Below are 26,713 nucleotides of genomic sequence, written 5' to 3'. Positions count from 1 at the left end.
GCAATACCCGGGGCATCGTCGTGAAGAGAGTGACCGAGCCCAACCGGAGTCGATATGGCAGACGAATTTTCCTTGGTTCATCAGGTGGACGGACCCGTTCTGATCATCCGCACAAAAGGGTATCTGAACGACCTCGGTGCCGAGCAGGTCGATACCGTGTGTTCCGAGCATCTGGGCAAGGACATCAAGAAAATCGTCATCAACCTCGATCAATCGCCGCTCATCAACAGCATCGGCATCTCGATCCTGATCGGCGTCATCGAGGCAATCGAAGAGGCTGGCGGAGCGCTCGCTTTCACGAATCTGACGTCGACGAACCGCAAGACGTTCGAGATGATGGGCCTGCTCCAGTTCGCGCAAGCTTTCGATGCCGAAGAGCAGGCTGTCGCCTCCTTCAAGAGCTCCTGAAGCCCAGGAACCGGAAGTCATCGTGACGGGAATCGAGACGGACGCCCAACAACAGGTTCTTCGTTACGAATATGTACTCAAGGCGCTTAGCGACATCGGCGACGAGCTCTGCCGCGTCACGAGTTTCGACGCCCAGCTGAAATCTCTCCTGCATCTGCTTCTCGGCACCCTCGGCGTGAGCAAGGGCGGTATCTTCATTTTCGATGCCATGTCGGAAAGCGTCTCTCTCCGCTGCTCCTGGAAGCTTTCGAAAAAGTCAGCCGTTCATACGCTTTCTTCCGCCGAAGCGCAGGAAATCGAGAAGCAGAACGATCCGATCACTTTTGCGATCGAAGAGTTCCCGTTCATGAAGGGGCTGGTCGCCGACTTTCGTGAAGACGATCTCAACTCGATCTCGATCCTCAAGGTTCGCGAAAAGCTGATCGGCTTCCTGGTCGTCGGGCGCAAGCTCAAGCGCGAGACGTTCTCCGAGAAGGAAATCAGTTTTCTCACGACTCTTTCGAGAAATATATCTGTCGCAATAAATAACTTCCTCCTGATGGCCGATCTGCGCGACACCAATAAGCGCCTCGACGACAAGATCCAGGAAGTCAGCATCCTGTACCAGGCGACTCAGATGATCGCCTCCGAGCTTCAGTTGCAGACGCTGCTCGACATGGCCATGAGCGCGACCTCCGAGATCTCCGAGGTCAAGCGCGGCTCGATCTGGCTGTACGACGAGGAGCACGAGGCGTTCACCCTCCGCAGCCACCTCGGCGACACGACGGACATTCCCGATACGATTCCTCTTGCCCGAAGCGGCGTCTGCCAGAAGCTTTTCACCAACAAAGAGCCGATCAAGATGATGCGGGAAGTGGCCGAGACGCAGAAAATGCCCGAGATCGACGAGATCGTCTTCGGCAAATCCTTCGTGATCGTGCCGATCGTTCACCAGGGCGAGTTCCTCGGCGCGATGCACATGTGTGAAAAGACCTCTGGGAGCGAGTTCTCGGAGCGCGATCAGCGTCTCGTCACCGTCTTCGCCGTCCAGCTCGGGGCCGCCGTCAAGAACGCGAAACTGTACGAGCAGGCCATCACCGACGGCATGACGCGGTTATATCTGCACAAGTATTTCAAACAGCGCCTCTTCGACGAGGTCAAGCGCGCCGCCCGCTTCAACAGGGCTCTCGCCCTGATCATGATCGATGTCGATCATTTCAAGAAGTTCAACGACACCTACGGCCACCAGACCGGCGACGAAGTGCTCAAGCGCGTCGCCACGATCATGCGCAAGGCCGTGAGAACGCACGACCTGCCGGTGCGGTACGGCGGCGAGGAGTTCGCCCTGGTTTTGCCGGAAACCGACATGCAAGGCGCCATGGCCGTCGCCGAGCGCGTGCGCCGCGCCATCGAGATGGATTCCCTCGAGGCCGGCGGCAAGACGATCAAGTTCACGGCCAGCCTCGGCGTTGCCGTGTTTCCCGACTCGGCACTCGAAATGGACGATCTCATCAAGGCCGCGGATATGGCCCTCTATAAATCGAAGGAGAGCGGCCGGAACCGCGTTACGCAGGCTCCGCAGCTCGACCCGTCGAAACCCCCCCACACGACGCCACCCGCCGAATCCTGAAGCCGAGTCCGCTTTTTCAGCACCCCGGGCGTTTCCGGAACATCGCGATCCTGCTGCCGCCCGGCGTCTTTTCGTTCTTCAGCTGCTCCCAGCCGTGCTCGGGAAGATACGCGAGATCCTCGTCGGCCAGCGGCCGCACCAGGAGCCCTTTCTGCGGGCCGCTGACGTGCGAGATCGAACCGTCGTCGCGGACGATCGCGTGACGGCTGCCGCGAAGCGCTTCGAACGTATCGACCGTCATCAGCAGCGGAGCCTGGGGCTTCAATACCCGGAAACACTCTGAAAACGCCGCATACAGACCGTTCCTGTCGAGATGGTCGAACAGGTGATGGGCGAGAATGCCATCCAGCGAAGCGTTGCCGAAGGGAAGCGCGCGCGCGTCGCCCACGAGGCACGACGCCTTCACTTCCTCCTCGAAAATATTGTTGTCGACGACCTGAACGGCTTTCTTCGACAGGTCGAGCCCGACCCCGCGGAAGCCGATCCGAGCGAGATAGATCGTGTTGCGCCCCTCGCCGCATCCGAGATCGAGGACCAACCCGTTGCGCGGAACCAGCCGGGCCATATGCTGGATCAGCTTCGCCGACGGGGCGATGATTCCCTGGTGCCTGAGAAACCGCGACCAGGCTTTGTCCCAGAATGTTCGGGAAAGAAGTTCCGGATCAGAATTCATGTTTTTCTCCCAAGGAACTCAACCGTGACGGCCGTGATGTCGTCGTGCTGCTCGGCATCGCCGATGAATTGAATCACGTTGTCCAGCAGCGCCGCTGCCGGGTTCGCGGCCCGCCGATCCGACAGGAATCGCTTCAGTCTGCTCTCCTCGTATTCCTCCCCTGCGGGATTGCGCGCCTCGGTGACGCCGTCCGTATACATGACCAGCATATCTCCCGGCTGCATCGTGAACGTCTTCGATTCGTACGGCATGTCCATGATTCCGAGCGGGATTCCTTTTGCCGTGTGAATGCCGAGCTTGGGCTCCCCCTTCGGCCGGGCGAGAATCGCCGGATTATGACCCGCGCACGCGAGTTCGATGTCGCCGGTTTCGGTATCAATGATAACGTACATCGCCGTGATGAACCGGTCGGGAGTGATGTGCTTCTGGATGATCTCGTTCGCTTTCTCGAGGACCCCGGCGGCGGAGAGTTTGGCGAGATCCATCATCGAGAGCGTCATTTTGAAGACGGTCATGATGATCGCCGCCGGAATATTCTTGCCGGAGACATCGGCGATGACGATACCGAGACGATGCGGCCCGAGTTCGAAAAAGTCGTAGTAATCGCCGCCGACTTCACCGGCGGATTTGCTGACGCTGCTGATCCTCACGCCCGGCACGGTCGGCGTGGCCCGGGGAAGCAGGTTGCCCTGAATCTCCTTGGCCATCGACAGTTGGTACTCGATGCGCTCCTTCGAATCCTTTTCCTTCAACAGGCTGTCGGTTTCGATGAGCGCCGATATCTGATCGGCGATGATCTTGATGAAGGACATATCCTGAAGGGAAAGCAGCGTGTCTGGTTCGGGGAAATACACGAACAGCACGCCGAGATACTCCGGCTGCTTCAGGCGGCTGTATTCGTCGGTGTCCGACTCGGGCGGCTTGAGCGGCTCGAGGTGCAGGCTTCCCTCGAGACCCTGTTCGTACGTCCGCTTGCGAAGCAGCGGGTTATCCTGGATGGAGTTGATGTTGTAGGTCTTCCGGAAGAAGCTGCCGTCATCCGTCGATATCTTGGCGTCTTTCATGTCCTCGAAATACCCGCCCGTCAGGCCTTCCGACTCGGGGATGAACTCCTGCGACGGGGACAGTCTCTGACTGTCGGGGGCGCCCAACGAGGCCATATACGGTTCGAACTCGGCCGAGCGTTTGAACTCGTCCGACATGACGGGCTCGCCGAGACGCCAGTAGCCGGGCTGGTTCGCGGGACCGTTGCCGCGGACCATGACCTTCAGCAGGCCGATGCTCGGAAGCCGTTCCCGCAACAGGGAAAGCACCTTCCCGACGGCGGTTTCGAAGCGGATCTTCCGATCGGCATCGTTGCCGAACTCCTGTTCCCCTTTCCCATGATCGTTTCTGGTGACCTCGAATTCGCGGAAGATATCGGTCAGTTCCGGGATCGTCTTCAGATAATCCTTGTTGATTTTCGCCTGCTCGCTCAGGTCTCGAGTAAGATTTCGGAACGACTCGCCCAGCGAGTAGATTTCCTCCGAGTCGCTCTCGATCGGCTCAAGTTCGTATGAATCACCCAGTTTGAACTGCTTGACCTGCATTTTCAACTGCTGAAGCGGCTCGGCAACGCGGCGAGGGAAGGTGAACAGAATGTACAGGCCGGCTGCGAGGGCGACCGCCAGAAAGACGAAGCTGATATAGAAGTCACGCTTCGTTTCGTTGACGAGATTCGTGGACGTGGCATGAATCCTGAACCAGAACGCATCCGCCTCGGACGTCACCAGCCGTTGTCCTTCGTCGAAAACGCGGTCGATCCGCTCGAGCGAGCCGGACAGGAGATCGTCGATCTCGATTTTTTCGCTGTCGGGGCGTTCTAGCATCTCGCGAAGATCGAGAAACGAGGTTTTGAAGTCATATATACTTGTATGTATTTTTCCGAGAACCCGTTTCTGGAGGGGGCTGTTCGTTTCCTCCAACGAGCGGTTCAGAAGGCCGAGAATCGACTGCAGACGCTTCAGGATGCGATCGGGGAGATTGATGCGTGCGGGGGCGGCTCCCGGGACGGTTGCGGAATCCGCCTTTTTCGCGACATACAGGCCGATTTCCACCTCCACGACCTGGAGGTCCTTCTCAATTTTCGAGATGGTCGTGACCATCGAGGACGTGTTGCCGAGAGACTGCTGGAATTCCGGGCTGTTGAGGGTGGACGTCGCGTCTTCCAGCATGCGTTTGAAGCGTTTCGCCAATTCGGTCGTGCGGGCGGAGATGGCCTGTGCCGCCTTCGTGCGCCTCTGGGCGTCGAGCCGTGTGATTTCTCCGCGCCGGCGGTTGTGCCGGTCGAGCTCCGCAAGCTGCCTGGTATAGCTGGCTGCGAGCCGCGTCAGCTTGAGAAACTCTGCCCGCCGGGCCGGTATCGTCACGATGCCGTCGAGTTCAGCCAGTGTCCCCTCGAACTTCGCGATCAACTCCTCGTCGATCAGGGGATCCACGCGGGACGTTTCGGCCAGGCTGATGGCGAGTTGATCGTCGATCTGGCTCCAGAGGTTGCCGCATCGTTCGTACAGCCGCGCGATCCGGATGTCGGGAGTCAGAACCAGGTCGACGAACCTCTCGATATCGCGAAATAACGCCGTGGTCATCACGAAAAAGAACGTGATGACCGAAAGGGCTACGATGATGCCGACGGAGAGCTTCCGCTGGAGGGGAACCCGTTTTGGAGAAACGGACGGAGCCGGTGTCGGCGGCCCTTTATCAGACGTTGAAGCGGAAGTTGATGATGTCACCGTCCTCGACCAGATACTCCTTGCCCTCGAGCCGCATCAGGCCGGCCTGTTTGACGCCCGCCATGCCGCCCTTCTCGACGAAATCCTTGTAGGCGACAACCTCGGCGCGGATGAAGCCGCGTTCGATGTCGGAATGGATCTTGCCGGCCGCTTTCTGCGCGCGCGTCGCCCGCTGGATCGGCCAGGCGCGAACTTCGTCCTCGCCGACCGTGAGGAATGAAATATAGTTCAGTACACGGTATGCTTCCCTGATCAGCCTGTCGCGACCGGACTCGGCGATGCCGTATTCCTGGAGGAACGTGGCCTCTTCCTCGGGGGAAAGGCCGGAGATCTCCATCTCTGTTTTGCCGGCGATGAGAAGGCTGGGCCAGCCGTGCTTCGCGCAGGCGGCGCCGAATGTCTTCACGGTCTCGTCGCCGGGGTTTTTGAACTGCTCTTCGGAGCAGTTGCCGACGAGCATGACCGGTTTCTGGGTCAGGAATCTGAAGCCGCGCATCAGCGCCTCGTCCTCGGCTGACAGTTCGATGCTCGAGATGAGCCGATTGGCTTCGAGGGTTTGTTTCAGCCGCTCCATCAACTCGATTTCGCGCAGGATTTCGGGCTTCTTGCCGGCTTTCAGCTCTTTCTGGGCGCGCTCGATCTTGTTCTGGACGATCTCGAGATCGGAAAACACGAACTCGAGCAACAGTTCCTCGAGGTCCGCCGCCGGATCGACCCGGTTGTGGACGTGCGGCACGTCGCTGCCGCCGAACACCCGGATGACCAGCATCAGCGCGTCGCAGGTGCGAATGTTCGCGAGGGTCTTGCTCGAAAAGCCTTTCTCGTCCTTGCTGACGCCGGGGATATCCGTGAACTCGACGGTCGCATGGATCGTTTTCTTCGGTTTGTAGATGCCGGTCAGGTAGTCCAGGCGGGCATCCGGAACCTTGATGACGCCGGTGTTGACCTCGTCGCTCTGGGCGAGGAAGTCGCGAACCTGCGCCTGGGCGCGGGTCGCCATGTTGAAGATCGTGGTCTTGCCCGACATGGGCAGGCCCGCAAGTCCGATTTTCATGAGAAAGACCTCCTGGAACGGTGCTGTGAATGCTCGCATCATAACACAGACCCGCCGGCTGGAAACAGCCGGCGGGAAGTTTGAAGTGAGACGTTTGACGTTTGAAAAACGGGAACTTAGGAGACGAGAAGACCTGCGATGTTGGCTGTGAGATAGCTGGCGAAGGTGCCTGCGATAAGGGCCCGAATGCCGAGGTTCGCCAGGTCGCCGCGGCGGTGCGGCGCGAGGCCGCCGATGCCGCCCAGCTGGATGCCGATCGAGCCGAAGTTGGCGAAGCCGCAGCAGGCGTAGGTCAGGATGACCCATGTGCGCGGCTGGAGCGACACGGCCTGGCCGAGATACGTGCCGTTGTTGACGATCTCGCCGAGATGAGCGTAAGCGACGAACTCGTTGAGAACCGTCTTTTCGCCGAGCAGCTGGCCGGCGACCAGGAGGTCCTGACTGGGAACGCCCATCATCCAGGCGAACGGCATGTTCAGATAGCCGAGCAGCTCGTTGAGGGTGTCCATCTTCGTGAGGTCGAGGCCGGAAACTTTCGTGGCCGCGGCGCAAACAAGGCCCCAGACGTGGTTCCCCATCGCGATCAGGGCGATGAAGGCGATCAGCATCGCGAGAACGTTGATGGCGAGACCCATGCCTTCTGAAGCGCCTCGGGCCGCAGCATCGATCACGTTCTGATCGATTTTTTCGATTCTCAGTTCGCACTTGCCCGAGGTTTCGGGCTCGCCGTCCTCGGGAACCATGATCTTCGCGAACACCATCGCAGCCGGGGCAGACATGACAGAGGCGGCCATCAGGTGGCCGGCGATGTCGGGAAAATGCTCGCGCATCATGCCGACGTAGGCGGCCATGACGCCGCCGGCGATGGTCGCCATGCCGCCAACCATGATGCAGTTGAGCTCCGACAGGGTCATCTTCGCGACATACGGCTTGATGACGAGCGGGGCTTCCGTTTGGCCGACGAAGATGTTGGCGGCCGCGCTCAGCGATTCGGCGCCGGAGGTTTTCATCGTCTTCTGCATGACGAGCGCGATGGCGTAGACCAGCCGTTGCATGATGCCGAGGTGATACAGGAGCGTCATGAAGGAGGAAAAGAAAACGATCGTCGGGAGCACCTGGAACGCGAAGATGAACCCGATGCTCTTCTCGGTGCCCGCGGAAGCGAGCGGCCCGAATACGAACGCGGCGCCTTCTCCGGTGAAGTTGAGGATCGTGTTGACGATCGTGTTCATGAAATCAAAGAACGCACGGCCCGGAGCCGTCTTGAGAATCAGCAGAGCGAAGACGAACTGGAGAGTGATTCCTGCGGCGACGAGAACCCAGTTGATCTTTTTCCGGTTCGTCGAAAGGGCGTAGCAGATAGCGATCTGGATCGGGATTCCGATCAGGCTCAGGAAATGTTCCATGACGGGGCGTGTGGCTCCTTTCCGTGTCGTGAGGCGTCTTTCCGCGCAATGATATCACAACCGGCCCGTGATGGTGACGGAAAAAAGAACCGCGGCCCTCAGTCGGGGCCGCGGCGCAGGTATGCCAACAGATCAGGTCAGATGCCGAGATCGCCGGCCTCGGTCACTCCGCGGTCGGCGGAAATCTCGACGATTTTGCCTTCGACTTTCAGGATGAGCTTGTCGCCGAGGGCCAGGAACTTGTTGATTGCCGGGTATTTCTTCGCGAGTTCGAAGTAGGCGGCCGAGTAGGCTTTGATCGTGACGTCCGCCCTTTCGGACGAGACGGAGCCGTCCACCCACTTCTCGTCGATCAGGTAGAACGTGCGGTCGCCGATCTCGCGCGAGGTCGGTGCCTTGAGGCCGCCCATCGACGTCGGGGCCGAGGACGGCCTGGCGGTCGAAAATGACTGCATCGGCGCTTCGGCCTGCTTCATCACGTTCATTTCCCGGGCAGCCGAGACGGCGTCCGCGCCTTCCTGGGCGGAACTGAGGCTGTCGAAGCGCCCCTTCGCCTCCTCGAGGAACGGGCCGGGGGCTCCGGCGGATGGCGACGGCGCCATGATGCGGCGCAGGTTCGGGCCGGGAAGGTCCTTGTCCTCCACCACCAGGTAGGAGGTGTAGGGGGTCAGGATGCCGTACCGCTTCGCGAGCGTCACGATCTCGTTCTTGAGCTCATCGTCGGCGCCGTTCTTGCGGATCTGGTCGAGCAGGAAGCCGATCTTGCGGGTCGCCCAGATGCGCGAGACGAAGCCGTTTTCAGTCTCTCGCTCGGGGAAGGACGCCTCGTAGTCGAGCTTGACGGGCTTGCCGTCGATGTTGCCGGTCAGGGTGACGAGAGCCTCGCCGGGCCCGCGATACCGCCCGAGAACCGTGACGGTGCTTCCCTTGAAGATGTCTGGCAGACGCTGAGGGTAGATCTGCGAAACGTCGACGTTTTTGATCGTCAGGCTGACGTCGGTCATGACCGGGTGGGTCAGCTTCGAGAAGAGGCCGGAAACCTTCGCTTCGATGTCTTCGCTCTCCGAGACGTAGTCGGAGGCGCCCCCGTGCTCCTCGGCGATGCGGTCGATGAGCGGGGCGTTCAGCTGGTCGCCGACGCCGAACGAGAAGATGCGCACCTTCGCGTCGTTGGCGTTCTTGAGCTCTCGGATGATCTCCTCGGGCTCGGTAAGGCCGGCCGTCGGCTTGCCGTCGGTCACGAAGACGATGAAAGAGGGGCGGTTGGCCTTCTTGTCCTTGAGCTGGCGAATGGCTTTCAATAACGCATCAGATATATTCGTTCCGCCCACCGGTTCGAGCCGTTTGATATACTCGAGCGCCCCTGCGCGGGTCTTGTCGTCCATCTCGACCAGCTCGTTCTTGTACCCGTCGACGTCGGTCGAGAAGTTGATCAGGTTGAAACGGTCGCCCTTCTTGAGCGCGTTCACGCAGAACTCGAGCGATTTGCGCGCCTGGTCCATCTTCGCGCCGGCCATGCTGCCCGACGTGTCGAGCACGAGCGCCACGTCGATCGACGGCATCGCGGCCTGCTGAAGTTCGCTGCGCGGCGCCAGCATGACCATGAAACTGCCGTCCTCGCTCGGGTCGGGGCGATTGGCGAGGAACGACATCGACAGATCCTTCTGCGACAGGGCGTAGTAGAGCACGAAATCCTTGTCGGGGCGGATCGAGTCGGCTTCGAAGCCGATCGTCGCTGCGTAGTCCCCGTTCTTCTTGATCGAAATCGAGTGGGTGGGGGAGTAGATCGTCGTGATCGGGGTTTTCGAGGTGAGCCTGATCTCGATCGATACGTCCTTCATCGGTTCCTGGGAGAACCGCTCGATGTTGAGGGGATACACGTATCTGACGAGATTTCCCTCGGCGCGCAGCGCTTCCTGGTATTCGATCTTGACCTGCTTTTCTTTCAGAGGCTCGATGGGATAAATGCGGGTCTTGAAGATGCCGGTACCGAAAAACTCGAGAAGGCCCGGGTCGCGCATCTGCCGGACGATGTTTTCATAGATGGAACGGGCTTTGTCGGCGTCGAGCAGCTCGCCCTTCGTCATCTTGCCTTCGATGTCCATCGCGAAGCCGCTGATCGAGGCGCCGATCGGGAGCGGAAAGATGTACAGACCTTCCACGACGCGGTTTTCATGGTTGTAGAACGCCTGGTCGACCTTCGTCGACGCCGCAATATCCTTGATCTCGACGGTGACGCGATGTCGCGTGACCGACAACGGAACCGTGAAGCTCTGTTCGGGCATCGGCGGCCGGAAAATGACGCGCTCGCGCCGGGGATCCTCGGGATCGATCGGGATGATCATGCCGTCGGCCCAGAGAGGCCTCCCCAAGGCGGCAAGGAAAGCGCAAACCATCAGACAAAGCATGAAGAGTCGTTTCATCGTATCCTCCATCCTCGCGTGTTTTGAACTGATATCCTGAACGAGAGCCGCCGGCTGCGGATTGCCCGACAGCCGGCGGCTTGTTGCGACGGACTTACATGAACAGCCGTATGACCCAGAGAATTCCCCGCTGAACGAAACTGGTCAAGGCGAACAGCGGGTATTTCAACCCGATCATGTCGAGCAGGTTTTCCGCATTGTTGGGAAAGGCGATATACCCGAACATGATCATGGCGGTGATCATGGCGACGACCCCGAAACCATAGATCTGAATATTTTCCGCGGTCGTCAACTTGACGTGTGCAAGCTGAGCGTTGGACCAGAGCCTGTATACCCAGGCGATCGAGATGAAGAATAACAGGCCCATCGTGGTGAACTGAGCCACGGATTGATCGAGAAATATTGTATACAACTCATGCATACGTTATCCTCCCATGCCGCTGTCGATGCTCACGTCACTTGTCGCGAAGCCGGCCATCGAGCTCCGCGGCTATTTTGGCGACGACGGCATCGATTCTGGGCTGAACATCCTCTTCCGTAAGAGTGCGCTCCGGCGAGCGGAAAGTCAATGAAAATGCGAGCGACCGGCGGTCGGGATCGAGGCCCTTTCCCTGATACACGTCGAACAGCCTGACGTCTTCGAGCAGAGGGCCCGCCTCGGACTTCACGATGCCGACGACGTCGTCGTGACGGACGGTGAGCGGGAGAAGGAGGGCGAGGTCGCGTCGGACGGCGGGGAACTCGGGTATCGCCCTGAACCTCGGCATCTGGCGCGGCGCGTCGGCGAGAAGGCCGATATCGAGCTCGGCAAAGAACATCTCGCGCGGAAGCTTGCGGTTGTCGAGCCATTTCGGGTTGACCTGCCCAAGATGCCCGGCGGTCTTGCCGGATACGAGAACCTGGAACTGGTTCGATGGATGCAGAGCGGGTGATGACCCCGCCTTGAACTGGACGGTCTGGCCTGCCAGCTTCCCAATCGAGGCGATCAGGCCCTTGAGCCGGAAGATGTCGTTCGCCTCGCGGCTCCGATGCCAGTCGCGCATGTTGGCCGCGCCGCACAGGCCGATGCACAGCCGGTCCGACTCCTGGGACATGCCGCCGGCGCCCCGGTGAAAGACGCGCCCCATTTCGAACAGCTGCAGATCATACTCGTCGGCGAGGACGTTGCGCCTGACGGCGTCGATCATGCCGGCCATCAGGCCCGTGCGCATGACGGCCAGCTCCTCGGAAAGCGGGTTCTGGAGTTTGAGCGGCTCGCACTCGGCCAGTTCCGGCGGGGTGGCGGTCGGAATGAAACTATAGGTCATCGTTTCATGGAGGCCAAGGCTCGTGAGATGGTCGCGGACGCGCTTGACGAGACTCTGAATCGGCGTCTCCAGGCGGGGCGGCGCCGAGATCGCCGGAAGCTTCGCGGGAATGTTGTTGTAGCCGAACAGGCGGGCGCACTCCTCGATCAGGTCGGCCTCCTGCTCGATGTCGTGCCGGTAGGGCGGAACGCCGACCCACAGGGTTTCGCCTTCGCGGGTGACCTCGAACTTCAGCCGCAGCAGCAGGGTTTCGAGCTGCTGGGGCTTCAGGTCGACGCCGATCAGACGGCAGGCGCGCCGGGTGCGGAGCATCACGCGTTTGAGCGGCGCCGGTTCCGGATACGCGTCGACGATGCCGGCGACGGCCGTTCCGCCGGCGATCTCGGCCAGAAGGCGCGCCGCCTCGTTGAGGGCGATCGGCACGTTGTCGATGTTGGTGCCCCGCTCGAACCGATACGACGAGTCGGACATCAGGCCGAGGGCTTTCGACGTCCTTCGGATCGAGATCGGATCGAAGAAGGCGCCTTCGAGCAGGATGTTCGACGTTGTTTCGGTCACCATGGTGTTGAAGCCGCCCATGACGCCGGCGATCGCGACGGGCTGGGCCGCGTCAGCGATGACGAGCATCTCGGTCGTCAATTTGCGGTCGACGCCGTCGAGCGAGCGGATCATCTCGCCGTGCTTCGCGCGGCGAACGACGATGCGCTGCTCCTCGAGCCGGTCGAAGTCGAACGCGTGCATGGGGTGACCTATATCCATCAATACATAATTCGTCACGTCGACGACGTTGTTGATGGTCCGCAGGCCGATCTTCTCGAGGCGGTCCTGCAGCCAGCGGGGGCTCGGCCCGACTTTCACGTTGCGAACAAGGCGCGCGCCGTACCGCGGACAGAGGTCGGAATCCTCGATCGTGACGCTCGTTTGGGAAGTCACGTCGCCTTCCCCGGCAACGCCGGCCAGGCCGTTTCGGTGGAGCGGCAGGTTGAAGATCGCCGAGAGCTCGCGCGCGATGCCGAGGTGGGAAAGGGCATCGCCCCGGTTCGGCGTGACGCTGATCTCGAAAATCACGTCTTCCATGCCGAGCGCCTTTACGATATCTTCTCCTATAGAAACGTCGGCCGGAAGGATCCAGAGGCCTTCGTGCTCGTCGCTGATGCCGAGTTCGCGCCGGCTGCACATCATGCCGAACGACTCTTCGCCGCGAATCTTCGCCTTGCGGATCTCGAAGCCCGTCGGCAGCGACGCGCCGATCGTCGCCACGGGCACCTTGTTGCCGGCGTCGCAGTTGGGGGCGCCGCAGACGATTTTCAGCGGCTCGGTCGCGCCGACGTTCACCATGCAGATCGAGAGTTTGTCGGCGTTGGGGTGGGGGCCGCGCGTGAGAATCTGCCCGACGACGACCTTGGAAAGTCCCTTCCCGGGCTGGTGGATCGACTCGACCTCGATGCCCGCCATCTGCAGGGCGTCCGCGATCTGCTCGGGGGAAACCTGGATGTCGATGTAATCACGAAGCCAGCTCAACAGTATCTTCATGGGTGTGTCTCCTCAGAATTGGCGCAGGAAGCGGATGTCGGATCCGTACAGGAGCCGGATGTCGTTGATGCCGTAGCGCTGCATTGCGATGCGTTCGATGCCCATCCCGAACGCGAAACCCGTATACTTCTCGGTATCGTATTTCACGGCCTCAAACACGCGCGGGTTGACCATGCCGCAGCCGAGAACCTCCATCCAGCCGCTTCCCTTGCAGACCTTACACCCCTTGCCCGAGCAGAAGACGCACTGGATATCCATCTCGGCAGACGGCTCGGTGAACGGGAAGAAGCTCGGCCTGAAGCGGGTCGGCCGCTTCCCGAACATCGCCTCGGTGAACATGTTCAGCGTGCCCTTCAGGTCGGCCAGCGATACGTTTTCGTCGACGACGAGACCTTCCATCTGCGTGAACATCGGCGAGTGGGTGATGTCGCTGTCCTTGCGGAACACCTTGCCGAGCGCGATCATCTTCAGCGGCGGCTGCATCGTCTCCATGACGCGGATCTGGACAGGCGAGGTCTGGGTGCGAAGAACCTGGCCGTTCTCGAGGTAGAACGTGTCCTGCATGTCGCGGGCCGGGTGGTGCTTCGGCACGTTCAGCGCCTCGAAGTTGTAGTATTCGTCCTCGATCTCCGGGCCGTCTGCCATGAAGAAACCCATCGACTGGAAAATGCGGGCCACTTCGAGGGCGACCTGCGTCACGGGGTGGATCGTGCCTGGGAGGGGCATCGTGCCGGGCAACGTCGGATCGGGGCGTTCGGCCTTGAGCCGGGCGGCCTCCTCGGCGGCCTGGAGCTTCGACAGGTCGCTGTCCAGCGCTTCGCCGATCCGGTTTTTGAGCGTGTTGATGCGCTCGCCTGCCGCTTTGCGCTCTTCGGGAGGGAGCTTGCCGAGGGTCTTCAACAGCTCGGTGACCAGACCCTTTTTTCCGAGAAACTTGACGCGGAGCGCTTCCATCTCTTTGGCGCCTTTCGCCGCGGCTTTCTCGGTCTCGAACAGCTGCCAGATCGTGTCGTGAGTTTCCGTCATGATGTCTCCTTGGTGTGTCGCGTCTGCGACGTGGACTGGCCGTTGGAACGAGCGGGGCGGGCCCGCTCGTAGAGGCAGATGGCGACGGATGCCGCCACGTTGAGGGATTCGACCGCTCCCTGCATGGGGATGCGGATGGTTTCGTGACATCCGGCCGCGAGAGCCGCATCGAGACCGGTTCCCTCGGCGCCGAAAAACAGCGCGGTTTTCTCGGGAAGCGGCTTTTCCCAGATCGCGCGACCGTCCATGGCCGTCGCCAGCGGCGTGAACGATGCACGGCCGAGCTCGGCGAGCAGCTCCGCCGGGTCGGAAACAAGGTGCAGGGGCAGGCGGAAGGCGGAACCCATCGCCGCCCGCAGAACTTTCATGTTGCCGCGCGAACAGCTTCCCCGCAAGAGAATGAGGGCGTCGGCGCCGAGCGCCTCGCAGGAGCGGATGATCGTGCCGACGTTTCCCGGGTCCTGGACCCGGTCGAGCACGACGACCGTCCTCGCCCGGGACAGCGTCTCGGAAAGCGGGCGGGTCGGCTGCAGGGCAACGGCCGCGGCGACCGGAGAATGGGTCTCGATGCCCGATAATCGCTTCATCAGCTCGGGCGTCAGGATGTGGAGAAGCGCTTCATACGCCTGCCAGTCGCTTTCACGCCCTTCGACGACGAACAGCCCGCGCAGTCTCGCGCCCGAGCGAAGGGCCTCGAGAACTAGCTTTTCGCCTTCGAGGAGGACGGTCATGGTCCCGTCTTCGCCGGCCTCGGGCCGTTCGACGAGTCGCCGGGCCCAGGTGAACACCGGGTTATGAGCCGACGTGAGGTATTTCACGGAAGACGAGAACATCCTTTCTGAGAGGGGACATGAAAGCGGCCAGAGTATACCATAATTTTGACGAAAAACCCCCGGGTTTCCCCGGGGGTTTTTCTCGGGCGCACGATCGCGCCGCCGGTTTTCGTGTCAGGCCGTCTTGGCTTTCGCCACGGAGACGACGCTCTTGAAGGCCTCAGGGTCGTTCACGGCCATCTCGGCCAGAACCTTGCGGTTCAGGGCGATGCCGGACTTCTTCAGGCCGTCCATGAAGCGGCTGTAGCTGATGTCATGGGTGCGGCAGGCCGCGTTGATGCGGACGATCCACAGCGAGCGCATGTCCTGCTTGCGGTCGCGGCGGTGGTTGTAGGCGTGCCAGAGGGCGTTGAGAACCGCTTCCTTTGCGGTTTTCTTTACCTTGCGGCGGCCTCCCCAGAAGCCCTTAGCCAGCCGGAATACCTTTTTTTCCTTGCGTCGGGAATTGCTTGAACTTTTTGAACGTGGCATGTGGTTTCCTCCTGCTATTCAGCGGGTACTGTGCGGCCGGGATCAGCCGTAGGGAAGCATCTTCTTGATGGCCTTCTCGTCACCGGGATGGACAAGTTTCGACTGGCGGTAGTTGCGCTTTCGCTTGCTGGTTTTCTTGGTCAGGATGTGGCTGCCGTAGGCGCCGAACCGGCGGATGCGGCCTGAACCGGTGACCTTGAATCGCTTCTTGGCTGCACTGTTGGTCTTCATTTTTGGCATGACGATTCCCTCCTGCGGGTGGATTACTTTTTCTTGGGCTGCTGGAGAATCATAGTGATCGTATTGCCTTCGATGCCTGCGTCTTTCTCGATGCCGACATCCTCCGACAATATTTCCTTCATTCGCTCGACGACCTTGAACCCGACGTCCATGTGCGCGCGCTCGCGCCCCTTGAAAAACACCGAAACCTTCACCTTGTCGCCCTCTTCCAGGAAACGGCGGATCTGGTTGCACTTGGTCTGCAAATCACCCTCGTCGGTTTTCGGTCGAACCTTGACTTCCTTCAGCTTGATGACCTTTTGCTTCTTCTTGGCTTCCTTCGCCTTCTTGGTCATCTCGTATTTGAACTGGCCGAAGTCCATCATTCTGCACACCGGCGGATTGGCGCCTGAGGCCACTTCCACCAGGTCGTATCCGCGCTCTTCGGTCATGCGGAGGGCTTCCTGAATCGGAACCACGCCGACCATCTCGCCGGTCTCGTTGATGAGGCGAACCTGAGGAACGCGAATCATCCGGTTGATACGAACGGTCTCTTTGATAACCCAACCTCCCGAAAAAAATAAAATAGGACGGCAACGCAGACATTGCCGTCCCATGCGAACAAACTCATGGCTTCTCCCGGTCTCCCGGGCTCAGACCTCTTCGCCTTCGGCTGGAGGTGAGGACGACGTCCTTCTTGCGTATCGTAAAGAATACCACTCCTCGAATTCCTCGTCAAGCCAAATTTTCAATTTTATGTCCCTGCCCTCGGAGCCGGAAAATCCAATGTTTTTTCGGTTGGGGCGGGTTTGAAAACACATCCACCCCGCGGCGGACCCTCGCGATCGGATTCGAGCGAGGTTGCGAAATAAATATATATAAAATGCTATTTTTCTTTGAGGTCGTACACCCCGTCCCACGTCGGGGGCGGCGGGTTCTCGATGCAGGCTCGGCATCGGTTGAGATACAGGGTCGAAGCCAGATCGTCGGGCCGTTTTCTGAGGGCTTCCTCGAACTCGTTCTGAGCGAGTCGGAAATCGCGTTTGAAGAACAGGCGGTGGCCTTTCACGAAATGATCGACGGCGTACATCGTCGGATCGTCGAGCCGGCAACCGGCCTCGCCCAGCAGTTCGTAGATTCTGACCGGCTTCTGCTTTCCTTTGACCCGGATGAAATCGAGTTCGCGGGTGAAGACGTGGTCCTTCACCTGGTCGTAGGTGAACTCGGAAAGCAGAGTCATGGCGCGGTACAGTTTCGTTGCCGACTCGAGCCGCGAGGAGAGGTTCACCCCGTCTCCGATTGCCGTGTATTCCATGCGTTTGTTCGAGCCGATGTTGCCGCACAGCACCTCGCCGGTGGAGATGCCGATGCCGATCTGGATCGGAACCTTCCCGTTTGCGACGCGCGCCTCGTTGAAGCCGGTCAGCGCATTCTTCATCTCGAGCGCGGCCTTCACCGACCGCAGGGCGTGATCCGGCAGGGGAACCGGCGCTCCGAACACGGCCATGATCGCATCGCCGATGAACTTGTCGAGCACGCCGTCGAACTTGAAGATCGCGTCGACCATGTGCGAGAAATACTCGTTGAGCATCTCGACGATCTCGTTCGGCCCGAGTTTTTCGGTGAGACTCGTATATCCCCTGATATCCGAAAACAGAATCGTGACTTCCCGTTTCGTCCCGCCCAGTTCGACCGACCCCGCGCCCGAGGTGAGCTTGTCCACGAGGTCTTTCGACATATAGCGGGTGAGATTCGACTTGACGCGCTTCTCTTTCGTGATGTCCTCGAGCACCAGCACGACCCCCAGGGATTTTCCGGCGTCGTCGGTGAGTGGCACGGTGATGAAATTGATCGAGTGGTGATCGCCCGTGGCGGGGATGTAATCGACGTCGTAGAGCGCCTGCGCCGTTCCGGTGTCGAACACCTTGTCGATCTGTGCCAGCAGTCCGGCGTTCCGCGTTTCCAGCACCGCGTCGATCGTCCGGTTTGCCGCCTCGGATTCGCACGAAATGCCCATGATGCGGCAGGCGGTCGGGTTGATCTTCACCAGGCGCCGCTTGTGGTCGAGCGTGACGACGCCGTTCGAGAGCGAACTGAGAATCGCCTCGAGATACTTCTTCATCGTCATGGTGCGCTCGTACAGCTGGGCGTTCTGCAGGGAAACGGCCGCCTGTGCCGAGAACGCGCCGAGCATCTCCTCGTCGGTGCGGTCGAAGGTGCCCGCCTTCTTGTTGATGATCTGCGTGACGCCGATCGTCTGGTTGTCGATGCCGCGGATCGGCATGCAGAGAATCGACTTCGTGCGGTAGCCCGTCTTCTTGTCGATTTCCCGGTTGAAGCCGGGATACTCGTAGGCGTCGGGGATATTCAGCACGTCGCCCGTCGTCGCGACGTGGCCAGCGATTCCCAAGTGCTTGGGGAACCGGATCTCCTTGATCTCTCCGCCGGAGGAGGCCGACGACCAGAGTTCGTCCGTCTCCTTGTCGATGAGAAACAGCGTGGACCGGTCTGCCGCGAGAAGCTCCGTAGCCTTCGCCATGATGACCTGGATCAGGTCGCGCAGTTCGATCGAACTGCTGAGAGCGTTCGCGACGTTGAGCAGGGCTTCGATCTTCCGCTGGGAGGTCTTTACGCTGTCATACAGGATCGCATTTTCGAGCGTGAGCGAGAGCATCCGGCCGAGGGCGCCCAGCCTGGCGATGTCGCGGTCGGTGAACAGCCCGTTGCGCTTGTTGATCACCTGCACGACGCCGATGATCATCTTCTCGCGATTGAAGATCGGCATGCAGAGCATGGTTCGCGTGCGATAGCCCGTCTGCTTGTCGATACTCTGATTGAACAGAGGGTGCTGATACACGTCCTCGATGTTCAGCGTCTCGCCTGTTCGCGCAACCAGCCCTGCAAGCCCGACCGTGACCGGGAACCGGATTTCCGAGAACTCGATGCCCTGCGCGACTTTCGACCACAGCTCGTTCGTCTTCCAGTCGATCAGGAAGAGCGAACTGCGGTCGGCCTCGAGAATGTCGGTGATGTGAAAGACGATCGCCTGGATCAGCGGCCCGAGTTCGAGTTGCCTGCCGAGCTCATCGTTCACCTCGAGAAGCGTGTTCCGCTCCCTGAGGGTATCGAAGAGGACCGTCAGAACCGCCTGGCGTTCCCCGGTCGGAAGCCTGTCGACCGTGGCCGCCAGCTCCGCCGGCTCGAAGCGGCAGCTCTGCAGTTTTGCGAGAAGATCCCGGGCTTCGGGGGAATAGGAGCCTCCTGCGATGCCTTCCTGGCCCGGAAACTTCGTTTCGCTCATGTGACGCCCTCTCCGCCGTCGTCTCAGACGTTCGAGGCCAGTTTCTTCGCCGCTTCCGCCGCGCGGTGGCGGGCATGGCCGTATCCGTAGAAATAGTAGATGAGGAAGCCGAGGCCGAGCCAGACGAAGAATCGGACCCACGTCGCGTGGGGGAGGCCCCAGGCGAGCCATGTGCAAAAGAGAATGCCGAGGGGGGCGGTCACCCAGACCATCGGGACCTTGAACCTGCGCGGATGCTCGGGGGCCCGGACGCGGAGGATCATGACGCCGACCGCGACGATGATGAACGCGAACAGCGTGCCGATGTTCGTCAGCTCGACCACCTCGTCGATGTTCAACAGCCCGGCGGGGAGCAGAACGAGCAGGCCGGTGAGCCAGGTGGCGTTCGCAGGCGTGCCGAACCGGGGGCTGACGCGCGAGAACCATTCGGGCAGCAGCCCGTCGCGACTCATGGCCATGAAGATGCGAGGCTGTCCGAGCTGATAGACGAGCAGGGCGCCGCTCAGGGCCGCCACGGCGCCGATCGAGACGATGCCGGCGACCTTGTGCATGCCGATGTTCGAAAACGCGTGCGCGACGGGGTCGCTGACGCCGTGATACGCCGTGAAGGGCATCATGCCGCTGATGACGATGCAGACTCCAACATATATTAATGTTGATATAATTAACGACCCTATGATGCCCCGGGGGAGGTCTCGCCCCGGATCCTTGCACTCCTCGGCGGTCGTGCTGACCGAGTCGAACCCGATGAATGCGAAGAAGATGATTGCCGCGCCCGCCTGGATCCCGCTCCAGCCGTTCGGTGCGAAGGGGATGTAGTTGGTCGGATTCACGTAAAACGCGCCGACGGCGATGACGAGGAGCAGAAGACCGACCTTGATCGCCACCATGATGTTGTTCAGGCGAACCGATTCCTTGATGCCCCATACGCACAGCAGGGTGATGAAGAACGTGATGCACATCGGCAGAAGGTTGATGCCGATCGGGATGCCCGCGATGACCGGGGCGGTCTTGAGGACCGCCCAGTTGGCGAACACATCCGCGCCGTTGACGGCGCCGCTCAGGCATTGGGGCAGAAGGGAGAGTTTGTCGGTGAAGGAAAAGCCGGGATGGGCCGCTATCCACTCCTTGGTGGGCAACAGCATGGATCTCAGGTCGATTGTTAGCCAGGCCGGAAGATGCAACCCGAACCCCTGGAGCAGGTTGTTCGCATACCCCCCCCATGAGATCGCGACGGCGACGTTCGAAACGGCATACTCCAGCAGGAGGTCCCAGCCGATGATCCAGGCGCACAACTCGCCCATCGTTGCATAGGCATAGGTATATGCCGACCCCGAGACCGGAATCATCGACGCCATCTCCGCGTAGCAGAGGGCGGTGAAACCACAGGCGACGGCCGTCAGGATGAAACTGATGACGAGGGCCGGGCCGGCGGCTGGCCGGGTGATTCCGTAGGCCGAGTCGAAACCACCGGCGAGGCCAGTTCCGAGCGTTGAAAGAATTCCGGCCCCGATGATGGCCCCGACCCCGAGGAGCGTGAGGTCCCAGGAGGTGAGGGCGCGGCGAAGTCCGGTGCCATGGGGATTTTCATCGAGCGTCGCCGATATCTCGGTGACGGACTTGGTCGCGAAAATGTGATCGAAAAAACCCCGGGGCTTCTCTCCTGCCGAAGGCGGGGCGAGATTCAGCCCATCCTCTTTCTGTCGCATGCCGTACCTCTTTCGTCTGGTTCATCCGCAAAAACGCGAACGGGAATGGGGGAGAATATCATTCACCCTCTTCAGAATGCAATACCGGGGTCCTCAGGAAAGGACGAATCACAGGCCTCGAAAAAACGGTGCAGCGTTCGCTGCACCGCCCGTTGAGAAGCTTGGGTGAGTGTCTGTGTCCGATTCATGCCGCTCCGCCGGCGAGGGGGGCGGGCAGGACGAACACGCGGGCGGCCAGTTCCTTGTCGAGCATGAACAGGCCGTCTTCGCTTTTCCCGATGCGCTTGAGTTTGCCGATGATCGTGTCGGCATTCTTCTCTTCCTCGACCTGTTCCTTCACGAACCACTGGAGGAAATTCTGGGTTGCGTAGTCGTGATCGGCGACGGCCTGGTCGAGCAGTTTGTAGATTGAGGCGGTGACGGTCTTCTCATGGGCGAGCGTCTTTTCAAAGACGTCCAGGACTGATTTGAAGGATGATTCGGGGGCGGCAATCGCTCCCATCAGGGCTCGCTCGCCCTGGTCGGCCATGTAGTTGAAGAAGATCATCGCGTGGGATGTTTCTTCCTGGGCTTGGACGCGCATCCAGTTGGCGATACCGGGAAGGTTCTCGACCTCGAAATACGAGGCCATGGAAAGATACAGATACCCGGAAAACAGCTCCTTGGTGATCTGCTCGTTCATGATTTTTGCCATTTTTTTGCTGATCATGTGTGGTGTCCTTTCAACGAAATCTCGCGGAAGGTCTGCCGCGGGTACGGGCACGCGGTCATGATAAAACAGACTGGCAATGGAGCGCAATTTCGACTCATGGTATTATCAGAGGAGAAGACAGGGATGAACCAAAGGCCTCTGCCGTTCGTCTGAAAAGTGGCTTCAACCTTCACAACAGATCCGTTACAGCGAGGAATGAAGATTGGATAATCAGCGGGTCGCGATCCTGGCTTTGGTCGTATCGATCTGCCTCTGCACGTTGCTGTTCCTCTTTTTCAGATCCCACCCATCGAGGACCCACCGAGGTACCGATACGGATAAAAAACTGACGCGCGAGACAGGCAGAAAAAGTCCCCCCCGCACCGGAACTGGAAAGCCCGGGGCCCTCGGAACGGCCTCTCGTCCGGACGCTTCCCCCCGCGACCCTGACCAGGACGCACTTCCGGGCCGCGAGCTCGTCCCTCTTGGCGGCCCGACGACGGGAACATCGCATGGCAACGGTGGCCTGCCTCCTCTCGAAACGACTTCGGCTCAGCCCGCGGTTCCGCCGGTCACGCTTACTCCCGACACGATGGCCCAGCTCGAGGAAAAAGCCGGCAGAATCCGTTCCCACCGCAGAAAGATGGCGGAGGCTTCCGAAAAATGGCTTCGTGAAAAACTCGAGGACGAGTCGATGACCGAGAAGACCAAGGAAGTCTACCGTCTTCGGCTGCTACCCGACATGAAGGAAGGCCTCGCCCTCCTCGAATCGAAAGATTACCAGGGGGCATTGCGATCGTTCGAAAAAGCTCTCAACGACCCCGATGCCACGCCCGTTTCGAAGCACCTCATCTACGATTATATGCTCCAGGCCTCCGCTAAACTGCAGAACAAGCTGTTATTCGCGAATCTTTTCAAACAACAGGCGATGCTCCAGCGGGACAACGATCTCGGAGTGCTCGGCCTCGACAAGTCCGGCGATGCGTATGCGTATGCCGAATACATGAACGAGCACCTGGTCGCGGCGAACGACGAGGCGACCTTCAACAGGATCGTCGAGCGTGACATGAAGGAAATCGGCGCCACTCCGGCCGATCGCGATGCGTGCGTCGCCGATGCGAAAAAGCGGATCAGGGAATTCGAGGGGTATTTCGATGACAGGAGAAACTGAGATGAGCGTCTCGACCGGGAAGGGCGGTTCCGCCTATCTCGTCGTGATAGGCGTGATCAGCGTTCTGCTCGTCATCGTCATCACCTTCTTCAAGTCGAACACCTCGAGACAGTATCTCACCCGCTTCGCGAGCAACGAGAAGAAGGCCGAGGCTCTGGCCGAATCATCCGTCGAACTGCTTCTCAGATATGTGAAGGATCTGATGAATGATAAAAATGATCCGAATATATATCAATATTTCCGTTATCCCGCCGAGATCTCCAACGGGAAGCTGAGCGACCCGTCGGGACAGAATTCCCCGCTGAGTCTCGCACCGTACGCCGCGAAGCCTCTGCCGTCGTTCGATCTGACGACTCCCGCCCTCGCGCCGATCAGGAGCATGCTCACCGAACTGGGAGGTCCCGACCACGTCTCGCTCGGGTTGAAGTGCGAAGTCTTATCCGCGGCCGCGTTCACCTCGAAAAAAGCAGGGTATTCGGTTCCGGGAATCTCGATCAGGCCGCGGCAGACGAACGGTGAGACCGCCGCGTTTCTCGACAACTTCGATGACGAACCGGACAGCGCTGGTCGGATCGAGGATCTCATCGGATCGCTGGGCGTGAAGGTGAACCTGCCGAACTTCCAGAACCAGGACGAGGAGGAGATCAAGCTCAGCCCCTCGATCGGGGAATCCCTTGCTACCGACCGCTACGTCAGGGTCAACAAATCGAACGACTCGACCATCGCTTACCGGATCAAGGTGAAAATCCCCATCATTGGCCTTGATTACGACGTGGCGAGTTACGTGGACATCAACGGGATCATGAAATCGTACATCGATATCGGGGATGAACCCGAATTCAACCTGGAGGCCATCCGGCGCCGGATGATGGAGGAAACCTCGGATGCCGATCTTCACGCGATCAGCTGGGAGGCCTCGCTCCTGCGGGAAAGCATCCGGAAAGGATACGATGCCGTTCCCGGAGTTCTGAAAGGCATGATCGACAAGACGGCGTTCGGCCCCTCGAAAATCCCGAAAGTTGTGGAGAAGGGCGGCGTTCTCAGATTCACCGCCGACGTCGAGTACCGGCCGCAAGGCCAGGGTGGGCCTGTGATCAGGCGAACGCTTGTCGCCGACAGGGAATTCAAGGTATCCGACGTTCAGCCTCCGGCCCCCGAGTATTCCTTCTTCGTCGCAAACTCCAACCTGCTGTTCGAGCAGGCGTCCGACAAATACCCGGGCGAGGGGAGCGGGATCGAGAATCCGATCGACTGGAGCGGCGGCGTGGCGACGATCTGCATCCACAATTTGTATAATGGCGAGTATAAATCCTGCTCCGGACTGACGGGCACGCCGGGCGACGATCCCGCCGCCGATTCCCTGTGCCAGGTGCCGGGCCAGATCCGTATCAATGCGAATGCGAAGATGTACGCCAATACCTTCCTGGGAACCACCGATGAACCGACGCTGACGGAATTCAACGCCCTCGCCATGGATAAATACGCATCGACGCATCCGAGGTTCAACCTGATCCCGACGCTTCAATGGAAGTCGCGGGCGACGAATCCCGACAGGCCCCATGAAATCGATTTCCCGGTTCTTCGCAACACGGATTTTTACAATCCGCCCCTCCTCCGGTCGGGAGTCAAATCCATGCTCACGATCCTCTCGTTCTGTGACGCCCTGAGCGCTCCGACCCTGTTGTACGGGAAAGGGCACTTTGAATACCCGCTCGGACTGCGGGCCGAGGCTCCCCTCGAATCGAAATACGCGAACATACTGATCAACGTCCAACCCCATGGCCAGGCGGGAAACCCGAAAGACATCACGAAAATCGAGATTTTTTACAGAAACAAGACGTCGGATTTCGGCCTTCCGGGGAAGCCGGCATACACGAGCGTCACCGACTGGGATCCGGGAAAGTGGGAGTGCATGCCCCCCAACCTGTTCAGCCTGCTCCAGTATGCGAAAAAGGCAACGCATTTCTACGAGAACGAGGCGCAATTCTGGGCCGATCTGAGCGTTCCGGTCGCGGACGGCGGGCGGTTGGCTCCCGACGGAAGCTTCGACTGCTCCGGCGTCACGTACATCATCGGTGACCTGACGATCTCGTCGCCCCTGAAAGTTTCGGGCAAGGGGATCGTCGTCGCGAGAGATAACATCTCCCTTTCCGCGAATGTCGAACGGGTCGGAAACGCCGTGTTCTCCCTGATCGCCAGACGGGGGGCGTTCCTGGTCGATGCTCCCTGCACCCTGATCCAGGCCGCCTGCTATTCGAATTATTCCCCGCAGAACGCGGCCGGGAATCCTCTCGTGATCGACGGAAATCTCGTTACCAACGAATTCAAGCGCCAGGACCTCAACAGTATCGAGGTGGTCTACAACAGCGCCGCCTGCCGCGTTTCCCCGTTGTCCGTTCAGCGCGATATTGGCAAATACGACCCGGAGCGGTATATTGTCAGCCTTGGAAAACGCTGGGCAAGGTTCGAATATGCGAAACGAAACTGACGGGACATCATCAGGAAGAGGCCGGAACGGGCTTTCTCTGCTCGAGGTTCTCATCGCTACGCTCGTCTTCATGCTTGCCGCCATTCCGATCTACCGCGCGATCACGATCGGCGCCACGAAGGAAATCGACTCGACGAAACTCTCGATGGCACGCAAAATTCTCGATTCCTTCCGGTCCGAGGTAATGAGCAGGCCTTTCAAGGAACTCTCAGAACAGAATCCCTCCAATAGCGAGACGTTCGTGAAAATGGAGGGCGGATACCCGGAAACGATCGACAAGGTCATGGAAATCCAGACGAAATACAAGGATTTCAAGCTCGAACCCGAAATTCGCTTCACAACACCGAACAAAACGATTCTCGAGTTCCGCGGGGTCGTGAAGTGGACGAATTCTGAAGGAATCGCCCGCCAAGAGGAAATCATTTTCCTGGCCGTGAAGCCATGACGAGGTTTCGACGCGCCCGCGGGTTCACCTTCATCGAACTTCTCATCGCCGCGCTCATCACGGGACTGCTGATATTCGGCGTGTTCAAGGTTCTTCTCGCCTCCCGCCACGCGGCCGGTCTCGCTGCAGCCAAGGGGGCGGCCAAGGACATGGCGGAAGTGATCCTCAAAGCGCTCGAGCGTGATATTTCAAACTCCCGCGCGACGGCGATCATGGCCGGCTCGGGCGGAACCCAGAAACCCGTGGTCGTCCGTTCATTCAAACAGTCTGGCAGTGGCTGGACGATGCTCGTGCCGGAAGGCGCCTCATCGAAACGGATCACCTACGCTCTGGACGGGAAAAAGCTCTCCCGCGCCGATGCGAGCGGAACGACCAGGCTTCTCTGCGAGTCGGTCGAAGACCTGCGCATCGCCGATCTGAGCGAAGGCCAGGTTGCCGTCGAACTGAAGATCGGGTTGATTCCCGATGGCATGAAGGTGCCCGTCATCCACCATCAGCGCCTGCTCATCACCATTCGCGAAGCCGTCGAAGCCGCTCTCGACCCCCGCTGGCGGAACACGAACGACGTTCTGAACCATTACTGACGGGGTCTTCCTCGCGGCTCATCTCCGACGAACGCGTAGAGAAGCTGATCGATGACCGTTCCGTCCTTGATGACGGCTCTTCGCATCCTGCCTTCCAGAAGATAGCCCGCTTTTTCGAGGACTCGTGCGGAAGCGGGATTCGTTGCAAAAGGCATGGCATAGATGCGAACGAGTCCGAACTGCCGCATCGCATACCCGGTGATCGCGGAAACGGCCTCCGTCACGATGCCCTTTCCCCAGAATGGCTCTCCCAACCAGTAGCCGAGTTCGGCCGACAGGCGCTCGATATCGGTACGAATGATGACCCCGATGCCGCCGACGGCCTCGTCCTCGACGCAGATTGCGAAGAGCGTTTCGGGCTTTTTGCTCATCGCCATTTCGATATAGGAAACGGCATGGTCGTGCGTGTACGGATGTGGGAAGCTGTCACGAAGCTTGGCCCATATGCGGCGATTATTCGCGTATCTGGCGAGCGATGGGGCGTCCTGGGGGCGCCATGGGCGGATCGTTGCGTGCGAAAGCCGGAGAAGCATGGCTGAATCCTTTCATGCGGTGCCCGGAGAAACCGGAAAGAAAAACCCCCGGGGTTGC

22 protein-coding genes are annotated in these 26,713 nt (G+C 60.0%); 6 read left to right on the top strand and 16 right to left on the bottom strand.

The window, feature by feature from the left end; genetic code table 11:
* Positions 1–54: 54 nt before the first annotated feature.
* Complete coding sequence (locus PLU72_04870; protein HOT27500.1) at positions 55–408, top strand: STAS domain-containing protein; 354 nt, start codon at positions 55–57, stop codon at positions 406–408.
* Positions 368–2,017, top strand: coding sequence for a diguanylate cyclase (locus PLU72_04865; GenBank protein ID HOT27499.1), 1,650 nt, complete (start codon positions 368–370; stop codon positions 2,015–2,017). The genes PLU72_04870 and PLU72_04865 overlap by 41 nt, the downstream gene beginning before the upstream one ends.
* Before the next feature lie 16 nt (positions 2,018–2,033).
* Here the strand turns inward: PLU72_04865 and PLU72_04860 are convergent, their stop codons facing one another.
* The 15 genes from PLU72_04860 to PLU72_04790 form a co-directional block, all read right to left on the bottom strand.
* On the bottom strand, positions 2,034–2,690 hold the full coding sequence (locus tag PLU72_04860; GenBank protein HOT27498.1) for a class I SAM-dependent methyltransferase: 657 nt from the start codon (positions 2,688–2,690) through the stop codon (positions 2,034–2,036).
* Positions 2,687–5,461, bottom strand: coding sequence for a SpoIIE family protein phosphatase (locus PLU72_04855; GenBank protein HOT27497.1), 2,775 nt, complete (start codon positions 5,459–5,461; stop codon positions 2,687–2,689). The genes PLU72_04860 and PLU72_04855 overlap by 4 nt, the downstream gene beginning before the upstream one ends.
* Positions 5,430–6,515 (bottom strand): redox-regulated ATPase YchF, encoded by a 1,086-nt coding sequence (gene ychF / locus PLU72_04850; protein ID HOT27496.1) that lies wholly within the window; start codon positions 6,513–6,515, stop codon positions 5,430–5,432. The genes PLU72_04855 and ychF overlap by 32 nt, the downstream gene beginning before the upstream one ends.
* Before the next feature lie 116 nt (positions 6,516–6,631).
* Positions 6,632–7,921 (bottom strand): nucleoside transporter C-terminal domain-containing protein, encoded by a 1,290-nt coding sequence (locus PLU72_04845; GenBank protein ID HOT27495.1) that lies wholly within the window; start codon positions 7,919–7,921, stop codon positions 6,632–6,634.
* A gap of 137 nt (positions 7,922–8,058) precedes the next feature.
* Entirely contained in the window at positions 8,059–10,344 is a 2,286-nt protein-coding gene (locus PLU72_04840) for a VWA domain-containing protein (protein ID HOT27494.1), read from the bottom strand.
* A 94-nt stretch (positions 10,345–10,438) separates the two neighbouring features.
* Entirely contained in the window at positions 10,439–10,765 is a 327-nt protein-coding gene (locus PLU72_04835; protein ID HOT27493.1) for a hypothetical protein, read from the bottom strand.
* A 34-nt stretch (positions 10,766–10,799) separates the two neighbouring features.
* Positions 10,800–13,184: a phenylalanine--tRNA ligase subunit beta gene (gene pheT / locus PLU72_04830; GenBank protein HOT27492.1), complete on the bottom strand. Its 2,385-nt coding sequence runs from the start codon at positions 13,182–13,184 to the stop codon at positions 10,800–10,802.
* Between the two features lie 12 nt (positions 13,185–13,196).
* Positions 13,197–14,210: a phenylalanine--tRNA ligase subunit alpha gene (pheS, locus tag PLU72_04825; protein ID HOT27491.1), complete on the bottom strand. Its 1,014-nt coding sequence runs from the start codon at positions 14,208–14,210 to the stop codon at positions 13,197–13,199.
* Positions 14,207–15,028, bottom strand: a complete 822-nt coding sequence (locus PLU72_04820; protein HOT27490.1) for an RNA methyltransferase — start codon at positions 15,026–15,028, stop codon at positions 14,207–14,209. Before PLU72_04820 ends, pheS begins: the two co-directional genes overlap by 4 nt.
* 129 nt (positions 15,029–15,157) lie before the next feature.
* Complete coding sequence (rplT, locus tag PLU72_04815) at positions 15,158–15,514, bottom strand: 50S ribosomal protein L20 (protein HOT27489.1); 357 nt, start codon at positions 15,512–15,514, stop codon at positions 15,158–15,160.
* 42 nt (positions 15,515–15,556) lie between these two features.
* On the bottom strand, positions 15,557–15,754 hold the full coding sequence (gene rpmI, locus PLU72_04810) for a 50S ribosomal protein L35 (GenBank protein ID HOT27488.1): 198 nt from the start codon (positions 15,752–15,754) through the stop codon (positions 15,557–15,559).
* Between the two features lie 23 nt (positions 15,755–15,777).
* Entirely contained in the window at positions 15,778–16,350 is a 573-nt protein-coding gene (gene infC, locus PLU72_04805; protein HOT27487.1) for a translation initiation factor IF-3, read from the bottom strand.
* Positions 16,351–16,619: 269 nt separating this feature from the next.
* The gene (locus tag PLU72_04800) at positions 16,620–19,034 is read right to left on the bottom strand and encodes a GAF domain-containing protein (GenBank protein HOT27486.1); all 2,415 of its coding nucleotides are present in this window, start codon (positions 19,032–19,034) and stop codon (positions 16,620–16,622) included.
* Positions 19,035–19,057: 23 nt separating this feature from the next.
* A complete protein-coding gene (locus PLU72_04795) occupies positions 19,058–20,743 on the bottom strand; it encodes an amino acid permease (protein ID HOT27485.1) in 1,686 nt (561 codons plus the stop codon).
* A 184-nt stretch (positions 20,744–20,927) separates the two neighbouring features.
* The gene (locus tag PLU72_04790) at positions 20,928–21,452 is read right to left on the bottom strand and encodes a ferritin (protein ID HOT27484.1); all 525 of its coding nucleotides are present in this window, start codon (positions 21,450–21,452) and stop codon (positions 20,928–20,930) included.
* 205 nt (positions 21,453–21,657) lie between these two features.
* On the opposite strand from PLU72_04790, the gene PLU72_04785 reads away from it, so the two are divergent.
* Genes PLU72_04785 through PLU72_04770 form a run of 4 tightly spaced genes read left to right on the top strand, consistent with a single transcriptional unit; the run spans position 21,658 to position 26,122 of the window.
* A complete protein-coding gene (locus PLU72_04785; GenBank protein HOT27483.1) occupies positions 21,658–22,605 on the top strand; it encodes a hypothetical protein in 948 nt (315 codons plus the stop codon).
* A 1-nt stretch (position 22,606) separates the two neighbouring features.
* On the top strand, positions 22,607–25,093 hold the full coding sequence (locus tag PLU72_04780; GenBank protein HOT27482.1) for a hypothetical protein: 2,487 nt from the start codon (positions 22,607–22,609) through the stop codon (positions 25,091–25,093).
* Positions 25,077–25,538 (top strand): hypothetical protein, encoded by a 462-nt coding sequence (locus tag PLU72_04775; protein HOT27481.1) that lies wholly within the window; start codon positions 25,077–25,079, stop codon positions 25,536–25,538. The genes PLU72_04780 and PLU72_04775 overlap by 17 nt, the downstream gene beginning before the upstream one ends.
* Complete coding sequence (locus tag PLU72_04770; protein ID HOT27480.1) at positions 25,535–26,122, top strand: prepilin-type N-terminal cleavage/methylation domain-containing protein; 588 nt, start codon at positions 25,535–25,537, stop codon at positions 26,120–26,122. The genes PLU72_04775 and PLU72_04770 overlap by 4 nt, the downstream gene beginning before the upstream one ends.
* On the opposite strand, the gene PLU72_04765 is transcribed toward PLU72_04770, so the two are convergent.
* Entirely contained in the window at positions 26,116–26,655 is a 540-nt protein-coding gene (locus PLU72_04765) for a GNAT family N-acetyltransferase (GenBank protein HOT27479.1), read from the bottom strand. The genes PLU72_04770 and PLU72_04765 overlap by 7 nt on opposite strands.
* Positions 26,656–26,713: the final 58 nt, after the last annotated feature.

It is taken from the genome of Candidatus Ozemobacteraceae bacterium, from assembly GCA_035373905.1.
Lineage (GTDB): Bacteria > Muiribacteriota > Ozemobacteria > Ozemobacterales > Ozemobacteraceae > MWAR01.
The sequence above is the reverse complement of the archived record's forward strand: the minus strand, read 5'-3'. Positions and strand labels throughout refer to the sequence as shown.